Origin of the sequence: Microcoleus sp. N9_B4, from assembly GCF_036701635.1 — a bacterium.
Taxonomy (GTDB): Bacteria; Cyanobacteriota; Cyanobacteriia; order Cyanobacteriales; family Microcoleaceae; genus Microcoleus.
Genome location: NZ_JAUBRC010000028.1, coordinates 88741 through 99671, shown reverse-complemented (window position 1 = coordinate 99671; position 10931 = coordinate 88741). Strand labels below are relative to the sequence as shown.

The 10931-nt window shown below is 45.3% G+C and carries 9 protein-coding genes; 4 read left to right on the top strand and 5 right to left on the bottom strand.

Features of this window, described 5'->3' with window-relative positions:
• The first annotated feature begins 83 nt into the window (after positions 1-83).
• The 3 genes from trpE (at position 84) to QUA43_RS19320 (ending at position 3243) form a co-directional block, all read left to right on the top strand.
• The gene (gene trpE / locus QUA43_RS19330; RefSeq protein ID WP_333375926.1) at positions 84-1631 is read left to right on the top strand and encodes an anthranilate synthase component I; all 1548 of its coding nucleotides are present in this window, start codon (positions 84-86) and stop codon (positions 1629-1631) included.
• A 90-nt stretch (positions 1632-1721) separates the two neighbouring features.
• Entirely contained in the window at positions 1722-2606 is an 885-nt protein-coding gene (locus QUA43_RS19325) for a PhzF family phenazine biosynthesis protein (RefSeq protein ID WP_333375925.1), read from the top strand.
• A gap of 160 nt (positions 2607-2766) precedes the next feature.
• A complete protein-coding gene (locus QUA43_RS19320; RefSeq protein WP_333375924.1) occupies positions 2767-3243 on the top strand; it encodes a hypothetical protein in 477 nt (158 codons plus the stop codon).
• A 17-nt stretch (positions 3244-3260) separates the two neighbouring features.
• Here QUA43_RS19320 and QUA43_RS19315 read toward each other — a convergent pair whose 3' ends face one another.
• From QUA43_RS19315 to petH, 4 genes are all read right to left on the bottom strand, one after another.
• The gene (locus QUA43_RS19315) at positions 3261-4112 is read right to left on the bottom strand and encodes a hypothetical protein (protein WP_333375923.1); all 852 of its coding nucleotides are present in this window, start codon (positions 4110-4112) and stop codon (positions 3261-3263) included.
• 371 nt (positions 4113-4483) lie between these two features.
• Complete coding sequence (locus tag QUA43_RS19310) at positions 4484-5800, bottom strand: homoserine dehydrogenase (RefSeq protein ID WP_333375922.1); 1317 nt, start codon at positions 5798-5800, stop codon at positions 4484-4486.
• Between the two features lie 136 nt (positions 5801-5936).
• Positions 5937-6692 (bottom strand): Uma2 family endonuclease, encoded by a 756-nt coding sequence (locus QUA43_RS19305; protein ID WP_333375921.1) that lies wholly within the window; start codon positions 6690-6692, stop codon positions 5937-5939.
• 146 nt (positions 6693-6838) lie between these two features.
• Positions 6839-8044, bottom strand: coding sequence for a ferredoxin--NADP reductase (petH, locus tag QUA43_RS19300; protein WP_333375920.1), 1206 nt, complete (start codon positions 8042-8044; stop codon positions 6839-6841).
• Between the two features lie 588 nt (positions 8045-8632).
• On the opposite strand from petH, the gene QUA43_RS19295 reads away from it, so the two are divergent.
• The gene (locus tag QUA43_RS19295; protein ID WP_333375919.1) at positions 8633-9637 is read left to right on the top strand and encodes a phosphoribulokinase; all 1005 of its coding nucleotides are present in this window, start codon (positions 8633-8635) and stop codon (positions 9635-9637) included.
• 82 nt (positions 9638-9719) lie between these two features.
• Here QUA43_RS19295 and QUA43_RS19290 read toward each other — a convergent pair whose 3' ends face one another.
• The gene (locus tag QUA43_RS19290) at positions 9720-10916 is read right to left on the bottom strand and encodes a 5-methylcytosine restriction system specificity protein McrC (protein WP_333375918.1); all 1197 of its coding nucleotides are present in this window, start codon (positions 10914-10916) and stop codon (positions 9720-9722) included.
• Positions 10917-10931: the final 15 nt, after the last annotated feature.

Genomic DNA, 10931 nt, shown 5'->3' with positions numbered 1-10931 from the left:
CCTTCTTCCTTCTTCCTTCTTCCTTCTTCCTTCTTCCTTCTTCCTTCTTCCTTCTTCCTTCTTCCTTCTTCCTTCTGATATATATGATATTCCCCGATTTCTCACAATTTTCGGAACTGGCGAAACAAGGCAATTTTGTACCCGTGTATCAAGAATGGGTTGCTGATTTGGATACGCCGGTGTCTGCGTGGTATCGGGTTTGTGCGGGTCAACCTTACAGTTTTCTGCTGGAGTCGGTGGAAGGTGGGGAAAAACTTGGGCGTTATAGTTTCTTAGGATGCGATCCGTTGTGGATTTTGGAGGCAAGGGGCGATCGCACAACTCAAGTTTACCGCGATGGTTCCGAAAAAGTATTTACCGGCGATCCGTTTGTAGCTTTAACTGAATGTTTGGAGTCTTATCAACCGGTGAAATTGCCGCAGTTACCGCCGGGAATTGGCGGGCTATTCGGTTTTTGGGGTTACGAGTTAATTAAGTGGATAGAACCGCGAGTTCCAGTGTATCCAGCCAGCGAGAATGATTTGCCGGATGGGTTGTGGATGCAGGTTGATAATTTGCTGATTTTCGACCAGGTGAAGCGGAAAATTTGGGCTGTCGCCTATGCGGATTTGCGGGAGGTTGGGGTTGATTTGGCCGAGGCTTATCAGCAAGCGTGCGATCGCGTTGGCAAGTTAGTTCAGAAGCTGCAATCGCCGCTTTCCCGGCAATCTACTCTAATAGAATGGACACCTCCCAATAACGGGCAAGATGCCCGTTCCACAACCGGAAATACAGAATTGGCTTACACTAGCAATATTACCCGTGAAAAGTATTGTGCCAATGTCTTAAAGGCTAAGGATTATATCAAAGCAGGAGATATTTTTCAAGTAGTTATTTCGCAGCGACTAGAGGCTGAATACAGCGGCGATTCTTTTGCACTTTACCGATCTTTGCGTCTGATTAATCCTTCTCCGTACATGGCTTATTTTCATTTCAGAGATTGGCAGATTATCGGATCGAGTCCCGAAATTATGGTGAAGGCAGAAAACACTGCTGATGGTAAGAAGATTGCAACTTTGCGACCGATTGCCGGCACTCGCCGCCGGGGTAAAACTCCTCAAGAAGATGATGCTTTGGCTGCTGAATTGCTGCAAGATCCGAAAGAAATTGCGGAGCACGTCATGTTAGTTGATTTGGGCAGGAACGATTTAGGAAGAGTTTGCCGAAACGGTACTGTAAAAGTTGACGAATTAATGGAAATTGAGCGTTATTCTCACGTCATGCACATTGTGAGCAATGTGGTGGGAGAATTGGCCCAGGATAAGACAGCTTGGGATTTGTTGAAAGCTGGTTTTCCTGCGGGTACGGTTAGCGGTGCTCCGAAGATTCGGGCGATGGAGATTGTGCACGAGTTGGAAGGTTGTCGCCGGGGGCCGTATTCTGGGGTTTATGGGTATTATGATTTTGAGGGGCAGTTGAATAGTGCGATCGCAATTCGGACTATGGTTGTTCGTTCTTTAGGTGGCGATAAACATTCGGTTTCTGTGCAAGCAGGTGCTGGTTTGGTGGCAGATTCTAACCCGGATATGGAGTACGAAGAAACGCTCAATAAAGCGAGGGGAATGTTGGAAGCAATTCGCTGTTTGAAGTAGCGAGGCGGAGCCTCTGGATCTGTGTTACCAGGCAGAGCCTGGTAACAAGAAAATATCAGTTGTCGATCGACTTTTACCAAAGGCATAATTATGAATTTTTATATAGTTGACGTGTTTGCGGAGTCAAAGTATGCTGGCAACCAGCTAGCTGTATTTTGCGGTGCGGGAGTTGCCGAACTATCTGAGGCCCAAATGCTCCTGATAGCGAGGGAAATCAATTATTCAGAAACTACGTTTATTCGATCGCCCGATCCGCGAGATGGCGGCTATGACGTGCGGATATTCACGCCCAAGAAGGAATTGCCCTTTGCCGGTCATCCGACTTTGGGCACTGCATTTGTGTTGCAGCAAGAGATTATTCGCCAAAAGGTCGATCGAGTAATTCTCAATCTAGCCGTCGGTCAAATTCCCGTTACTTTTAATTATCACAATGAATCGGCAGATATTTTGTGGATGCGACAAAACCAGCCTAGTTTTGGTCAAGTTTTATCAGCCGCAAGTCTGGCAAATGTCCTGAATTTAGAACCAGATGAAATTGATGCCAACTTCCCAATTCAAGAAGTTTCTACGGGGGTGCCGTTTATAATTGTCCCGTTAAAAACTCTCGCCTCGCTCAAAAAAGCTCAAGTCAATTTAGATAAATATTTTGAGCTAGTTGATCCAATGGAAGCAAAAGAAATTTTGATATTTTGCCCAGAAACTAACAGCGACATTAATGATTTAAGCGTGCGAGTTTTTGCCCATTCATTAGGAATTCCAGAAGATCCGGCGACTGGCAGTGCTAACGGCTGTTTGGCGGGATACTTGGTAGAACATGATTATTATGGGGAAGCAAAGATTGATGTCAGAGTTGAGCAGGGTTATGAAATCGATCGACCTTCTTTGCTGTTATTACAAGCAGCCCAAAATGAAGGGGAAATAGCAGTTTTGGTGGGTGGTAAGGTGGTGATGGTTGCTAAGGGAGAATTTGTGTAGAATATTTAATGGCAAATTATTAACCGCAGATGCAGACAGCTAGATTTAGATGCTTGTTTGGCGATCGAGATCTTACAATTTTGCTAATATGAGGTAGCTCATATTCATTGATTCGCGTGATTGTTAGGCTAAAAAAGTCATCTCTACCAGAGACTTTCCAATGCTGCAAACATTTTCGCGGACTTTAAATGTATCCCCTGCTGCTTCTGAAGCCCTGCTTTCACTGCCATTAACCAGCTTGCTAGATTCACCGGAATTCAATCAATTATTGGGAAGTCTCGATACTGCTTTACTCAAAGAAACTTTGCCAACTGCTGGAACTGTTTTAGCTCAAAAGCTGCCGCCTTTTTACGACTGGTTGCAAACAGAACTCGGAATTAAAAACGTCCCTGACAGTCCCGATCATACTACGAAATGGGTAGTCGGTTTTTTGAAGAATCAAGAAAGTTTAACTCGTTTAGTTGAACTGCACAAATCAATTCCCAGACAGGCATTAGAACGATCGATCCCTCGTTTAGTTAGCGCCTTTGATGAGGTTCAACCCACCGCTGTAAAGCAAGAATGGGAAAAAGCGATCGCAGCACTTTGTCTGCTTCTGGCAGTCGCAGCGCGGGAAAATCAGCCATCTGCGGCCTGAAGCAATTCTGTCTGAGTTTAAACAAAGCGCTTTTTTCGGAAAATTTGCAATTGAGTGCGATCGATCTGAACGACTACTGGCTTTCGTTTGTTGAGGACGATCGCATTGTGTCTATTTACCAAAAGCAACTGAGCCAATACTACCACCAGGGCTCGTCTTTTCTGAAACTTGCCTTCAAAACGCGCCATTCGGACGATCGCCTCTTCGATTTTATAACAACAGTTGTTGCCTTTGTGGGAAATCACAAAAATCGTTCCCGGTATGTAATCGCCTTCATTTGCCCAGAAAGCATACCTTTCGCCTAAAGTAAAGTAGTGAAAAACATTATTAGCCGTGCAAGTTTTAGCTAACTTTTCCGAAACGCCCAAAGAATTAAAAATTACAGTAGATCTAATATAATCCGGGTATTTTGCTGCTATTTGCTGAGCAACTTTGCCACCCAAACTTTCTCCGATGACATCTGGCGGATTTCCCCTGTAAAATTGCTGCTTGATCCAATCAATCGCACCCACTGTTTGCGCCGATTTTAACTGGCGTTCTAGTTGTGCCATAAATACATCTGGCGTATCTTCCAAAACGCGCTCGAAAGGATACCAAGAACCATATCCGCGAATCACGAACACAGGCGGATTATTGCCAGAAATAGGAACGCGACTTTCAGCATAAAAACCAGTGCGAGAGTCTTCAAACACTTGTTTTATGATATAATTTCCATCAATAACTTGCCCTTCTTCATGCCGAATGTAAATAGACGGGTTATTGGGTTTAAAAGTATCGTGCAGTTGGGGTTTGGCAAACTTTTCATACAGGGAATCTAGCAAGTGCCTTCCCGTTTGGCGATCGACAAAATCTGATTTTGTTATTTTCATCCCAAATCTCATTTTTAACTGCTTGTGGGGGGAAAACCCGGTATTTTTGCAAAATACCTTTACCCAGATTTGGTCGGGGCGGGTTCACCAACCATATCTAACGATTACCGACAATCTAGATAAACCCGCCCCCCACCACCGATAACCTACGTCAACCCGAAATTTGCATCGCATCGGAAAATGTACATGATGATTTATGGTTCTGTTCGGGCGGGTTTTCGAGATTGTTTGTTTCAGGCAATTATTGTTTGTAAAACCAGCCCCTACAAGCACCCGGTACATTCTGATTTATGCTTGGGTTGGGGCGGGTTTTATAGATTCTCAATTATTAGCAAATATTCTATGTGCAACCCGCCCCTAGCAAATCACTTTTACAAAACTCGCAACGTGCTAGCAATACTATCGACTGCTTCCATCGCGCTAATTTCATCGAGTGCTTGTTGAAAATTACCTTCCGTAACATCGTGAGTCACGACGACAATTTCTGCTAAATCGCCGTGAATTCCCGTCTGCACAACTGATTCCAAACTAACTTTGTGGTTGCCGAAACAAGTGCCGAGTTTGCCAATTACCCCCGGAGTATCGCGCGTCAGAAAACGGGCATAAAAGCGAGTAACAAGTTCCTGCATCGGAGCAATTTTGCAGTAGTGTTGGTGACTGCAACTCAGCAAAGGATGAGGAATGGGAACAGTTTCGGTTTTCAGGATGGCCGCGACATTCAGGATGTCGGATACTACGGCGCTAGCTGTGGGGCCTGCACCGGCGCCGCGCCCGTACAGCATCAATTGCCCGATCGGCTCTCCTTCGACTAAAATTGCATTGTAAACCCCGTTGACATTGGCTAGCGGATGAGTTTTCGGCACAAAACTAGGATGCACTCGAATTGACAGCAGTTCGCTTTCTCCCTCCGCTTGCTTGCCATTGTAGTGGGAGGTTTCTTGAGCAATAGCCAACAATTTAATCACAAATCCCAGCTTGTCGGCGTAGTCAATATCAGCCGCACTAACTTTTCTGATACCTTCGCAGTGAACATCAGCTAATTTGATGCGTCCGCCAAAAGCTAGCGAGGCTAAAATAGCAATTTTATCGGCAGCATCTAATCCATCTACATCTGCTGTGGGGTCAGCTTCAGCATAACCTAATTGCTGAGCGTCGGCGAGCACTTCGGCAAAGTCTGCGCCTTCTGTTTGCATCCGCGTCAGGATGTAATTAGTTGTGCCGTTGACGATGCCGGTGACACTTTTAATGCGGTTTGCAACTAAGGATTGTTTGAGGGTTTGAATGACTGGAATGCCGCCGCCGACAGCAGCTTCTAGCATTACGTAAACGCCTTTTTTGTTGGCGGCCTCGAAGATTTCATTCCCGTAGCGGGCGATAACTGCTTTGTTGGCAGTGACGACGTGCTTGCCACTGGCAATAGCCTGTAAAATGAGCGATCGCGCCGGTTCCAATCCGCCAATCAATTCTACTACAATATCAATTTCCGGGTCAGTTGCGATCGCTTCTAGGTCAGTTGTCAGCACATTTTCTGGCAATTGTAAAGACCGAGTTCGAGAAATATCGCGCACTCCCACCCGATAAATTTCCAATTCCTGCAACAGCGGATGGCGACCATCTGGGGAGAGCAAAATCTCTGCTGTTCCCGCGCCAACTGTACCCAAACCTAGCAAACCAATTTTGAAAGCCACGACTTTGACCCGTTGAAACTCACTTCATCTAGAATCATTGTATGATAACCGTGGCTTCACTGAATACCCAGAGACCCGACTTCTTAAAAAAGTCCGGGATCTACATGACTAATTAATCCAGATTTTACATGGCAATTTAAAGTTCTGTATCCATCTCTATCCCCATTTCTCGCAGCCGCTGCGCCAATCTTTCTGCCCGCTGCCTTTCGGCATTAACTTGCTGTTCTAGTTGCTCATTTTGCTGTTCTAGTTGCTCATTTTGCTGTCCTAGTTGCTGTAGCTGTGCTTGTTCTTCTCGAATTAAATCTTCAACTAGGGGCGGACATAGCACTTCATTAACCGATAAAATAAATTCAGCGAACTGTACAGACTGAACTTGCTGTCCCGGCAAAAATTCCTGATGAGAATAACTGCCTTCATTTTCCGGGCGACTGCATACTCGTATTTTCGGTTGATTTGGGTCTACAATCCAATATTCAGGGATATCAATTAAGTCATATTCTGCCCGTTTGCGAATGTAGTCGTCCCGCCAATTTTGACTGGTAACTTCGATAACTAACAGCGGTTTTTCTTCAAAATCTAGCACTGCGGAACCAGGCTGCGCGCAGACTTGTTCCCACAGACTCTGAGTGCAAATCACCACATCAGGAATGCGAGAAGAGTTTTCCTCAGTTCGGACTGCAGTAGTCACAATTGCAACTAGCGGTAGGTTGTGTGCTGCAAAGAAGCGCCGGAACTGATAAACTAAAAATTCACAAATTTTGATATGTATTGCTGTAGGTGTTGGCATTTCGATCAGATTGCCCCGATATAATTCATAACAAACACCTGATTCTCCCTGATAGTTCAGATATTCTTCAAAGGTGAGTTTTTGGGTAGAAGTTATAACCATGTCAGTTATCTCCCTTTTTCGGTGAGCTTACTGTATATTGTACACTTTTTGTGGGTTGTTCAAGCTTCTCAAAAATAAAAACTGTTTAAAACAATTGTAGGGCGAGCCCAGCCCACCCTACAAATCAGATTAAATCAGGTAACACATTAATAAGTTTCAACGTGCCAACGGTGTTCTTTCTTCAACTGTTTCTGATAGCCAGCCCAGTCAACACCGTGCTTGCCAGACGCCGCAGACATTCCTTCATCAATTCCGCCTTCCATACCCTTCAAACCGCAGATATAAGTGTGAGTATTCGGCTTTTGAACTAATTCCCACAATTGCTCAGCGTTCTCTTGAATCCGGTTTTGAATGTACATCTTGCCGCCGTCAGCATTCTTTTGCTCGCGGCTGATGGCATAAGTCAAGCGGAAATTATCGGGGAACTCGCGCTGTAATTGCTCCAACTCTTCTTTATAGAGAATGTTAGGAGTGTAAGCAACTCCCAAGAACAGCCAAGCTAAACCTTTGAATTTGTAATCGGGATTGTTTTCTTTAAACATCCGCCACAAATAAGCCCGGAAAGGAGCAATCCCCGTACCGGTACCCATCATAATAATGGTGGCTTCTTCGTCGTCGGGCAAGAGCATTTCCTTGCCTACGGGGCCGGTGATTTTGACATCATCTCCAGGTTGCAAACCGGTGAGAAAAGTCGAACAAACACCGAACACTTGTTCGCCAGTTTCCGGGTGTTTGTACTCTAGGCGGCGGACGCACAGAGAGACTGTTTTGTCGTCGAGGTGGTCGCCGTGACGGGTGGAGGCGATCGAATAAAGTCGAATTTTGTGAGGTTTGCCGTTTTTATCCGTGCCATCGGGAATAATCCCGATACTTTGACCTTCGAGATAGTGCAAATTGCCTCCAGAAATGTCAAAAGTGACGTGGCGGACTGTGCCTTCGCCACCTTCTCTGACTAATTCTTCTGTAGAAATGCACTTACCAATATAGGGATTGGCCGGTTTGTAGAGGTTAACAGGAACCTGAACTTTTTCCTTGGCTTGAGTCATGGGCTTAGTTTTTTCTCCAGATTTCTGACTCTGTAGCCCTGCTTCTGGTGCGACTTTGCCATTTGTTTCGGGAGCGCTGTTTGAGGGGCGGATGCTGATAATTTTGCCACCCATCCGAGCAATTCTACGCATTTCCTGATTCATGCGATCGTAGGGCACGGAGATAAATACGCTACCGCTACGGCGAATCGGGTTACTTATTTGGTCAGTTGCTTGGCTCTGACGCATACCCTCCACTTCGTAAACAAAGATGCGGCTGCCTGATTCTGAGTTGGCCGCCACACCAGATATGCTTGGGCTGTACATTTGTTGCTTGTCCTTCACGATACAGAGTTATAAAGAAAGAGAATGTGACGTTAGACTCAATTTACTTTTTTCTTAAGGCCATCGGGACTAATTGGCCGCGCCAATTTTTGGGCCTCGCCACGCCGGCAGGAGTGTTGAAGTTGCGATCGCTCGCGTTATCAAATCCCTACTAGCCGAACGCCGCGCTCACCGAGCCCTATTGCGTTCGGCTGTTGACCTATAGCTATTGTTGTCTGCGTACTGCCAATATTTTACCCGATCGGGGGATCTGCCCCGATAAGTCATTGTGATTTGGGGAGCGCCCCACCAGATCAAGGAAGATTCGAGCAGTTTAATGAGGTTGAGCTTGTAGGGGGCAGACGCATTCTGGTAAGATTAACCACTAAAGTTAGTATTAATTACTTGCCTTGAAGATTGCTTGGGTCTGCCCGGGCAGGCAGTCAACTCACTGCTGTATGCTGGTGAGAACTCGATCCTCTCGGGGTAGCACAGCAGCACAAAGCCTGCTTGCCACTACCTGCGGGCTGAAATTTTGTGGAATCTAGACTTGAGTTAGTTAGTAAACAGTGATTTTGTTAGAGGGAAACTATGACCAGTAAGCCGGATCGCGTGGTTTTAATTGGCGTTGCCGGAGATTCCGGATGCGGAAAATCTACTTTTTTACGCCGATTGACAGATTTGTTCGGGGAAGATTTCGTTACTGTAATCTGCCTTGATGACTATCATTGTCTCGATCGCAAGCAGCGCAAGGAAACAGGGATTACAGCCCTTGACCCCAGAGCGAACAATTTTGACCTGATGGCAGAGCAAATGAAGGCTCTCAAAGAAGGTCATGCGATCGACAAGCCGATTTACAACCACGAAACCGGTCTGCTCGACCCTCCTGAGCGGGTAGAGCCGAATCACGTGATCGTAATTGAGGGACTGCACCCGCTGTACGACGAGAGAGTTCGATCGCTCCTCGACTTCAGCGTCTACCTCGACATCAGCGACGAGGTAAAAATTGCTTGGAAAATCCAGCGCGACATGGCGGAACGGGGCCACCGTTACGAAGACGTGCTGTTTGCGATCAATGCTCGCAAACCTGATTTTACCGCCTACATCGACCCGCAAAAGCAATATGCTGATGTGGTAATTCAAGTGTTGCCGACCAACTTGATCAAAGATGACAAAGAGCGGAAAGTTCTGCGCGTGCAGATGATCCAGCGCGAAGGCGTCGCCAATTTTGAGCCTGCGTATTTGTTTGACGAAGGTTCAACAATTAACTGGGTTCCTTGCGGCCGCAAGCTGACTTGTTCCTATCCCGGAATTAAGATGTACTACGGGCCCGATGCTTTCTACGGTCACGAAGTCTCGATTTTAGAAGTAGATGGTCAATTCGAGAATCTCGAAGAAGTTATTTACATCGAAAGCCATTTGAGCAAGACTTCTGCGAAGTATGAAGGCGAGTTAACTCACCTGTTACTCCAGCACCGCGAATATCCTGGTTCCAACAATGGAACTGGTTTGTTCCAAGTGTTAGTCGGATTGAAGATGCGGGCGACTTACGAGAAGTTGACTGCAAAAGAAGCGAAAGTGGCTGTTAGTGTTTAGAACGCAGACATGAAAGATTTGGGAGGCGCAATTGCGCCTCTTTTTTTGTGGAGAAATGAACCGCAGAGGGCGCAGAGTAGAGTTAGGGGAAGGTGTTGGGAAGTAGAGAGGTTAAGAATGTTTTTCCGCCTTCATTGAGGTCGCTATCTAGGGAAAAAGTTAGACTGCGAACTCGGATATCGTCATTTTTTATATCTAGTGGCTGTTGGAGGTTTTGCGGGTAGACGAGAATTGCATTTTGGCAATTTAAGGCATTTGCGTAAGCCACTATTTGATGACGGTCATTACTGCCTACTTTATCGGGAGCTTTGTATTTTGTATCGAGAACGTATTGGACTTTTTTTGTTTCACTATCGCACAGCAGTAAGTCAATCCGATCGAAATAGTTTTGGTCATGTATGACTCGGTGTTGTTGTTTGACAAAAAAGCCTTTTGGTGTATTTGCTTTGAGCCATTCAGCGACAAATTGTTCATATAAATTAGCCATGTCTATGAGAAAAGGGAGCATTTCGCGATCGCCTGTTTCGTGACTCGGCCCTGTATTATCTAAAAAGAATCGACATAAGGCGTGTAAAAGTTGATAATCTTCATTCAAACGGTGATAATTTCTATCAATACAAGCTTCTGATTTAAAAGGTTTTAATGTAACCAATCCTTGGAGTGCGTGAAAGGCTTTTCGCACAGTCGATGAAACAGGTTCACGGCACAAACCGCTGCGGCCAATGATGAAAAGTGTCCAAGCCAGAATTTGATTGTCTTCGATATCGCCTGTTTGTTCGTTATAGTGGCATTTTAGTTTAACATCCCAAGGTTTTTGCAGGGCTGACCGCAAATCGACGCGGCCGCGAATGTAGGCGAGTCTTTCTGTTTTGGATAAGTAATCGCGATATAATCCTTTGCGACAGCGTTCTAGAATTTTTTGGGCAAGAATGTTAGCTAATCTCTCGTAACTTTGTTCTAAAAATTTGCACTGAATCGATCCTTGGGGAAATTTTATCTTAAGTTTGTAGGCATACTCAAGCATTCCGAATAAGTTGTTTATGGAAACCTTGGGGCGGATGGCGATGTGAAATTCTGGAGTGATGGGAATGTTGCCCACTCTGCCTTTAGATTTTAATTCCCATTTATCTTTTGTTTTAGGCGTTGGAAATTCTATATCGATTTCCTTGTCATAATTCTGGTATATTTTTTGTGCGACTGATTTGGGGATAAAATCGTGTTCAAACCTTTCGGATTTATATTCTGTGAGTTCGATGATTTGAGGTGATTCTCGTTTCATAGATGCTGTAACGCC

Coding starts and splice junctions, on each gene's coding strand:
- QUA43_RS19295 (WP_333375919.1), top strand. CDS start 8,633: ATGACCAGTAAGCCGGATCGCGTGGTTTTAATTGGCGTTGCCGGAGAT.
- trpE (WP_333375926.1), top strand. CDS start 84: ATGATATTCCCCGATTTCTCACAATTTTCGGAACTGGCGAAACAAGGC.
- QUA43_RS19320 (WP_333375924.1), top strand. CDS start 2,767: ATGCTGCAAACATTTTCGCGGACTTTAAATGTATCCCCTGCTGCTTCT.
- QUA43_RS19325 (WP_333375925.1), top strand. CDS start 1,722: ATGAATTTTTATATAGTTGACGTGTTTGCGGAGTCAAAGTATGCTGGC.
- QUA43_RS19290 (WP_333375918.1), bottom strand. CDS start 10,916: ATGAAACGAGAATCACCTCAAATCATCGAACTCACAGAATATAAATCC.
- QUA43_RS19315 (WP_333375923.1), bottom strand. CDS start 4,112: ATGAAAATAACAAAATCAGATTTTGTCGATCGCCAAACGGGAAGGCAC.
- petH (WP_333375920.1), bottom strand. CDS start 8,044: ATGTACAGCCCAAGCATATCTGGTGTGGCGGCCAACTCAGAATCAGGC.
- QUA43_RS19305 (WP_333375921.1), bottom strand. CDS start 6,692: ATGGTTATAACTTCTACCCAAAAACTCACCTTTGAAGAATATCTGAAC.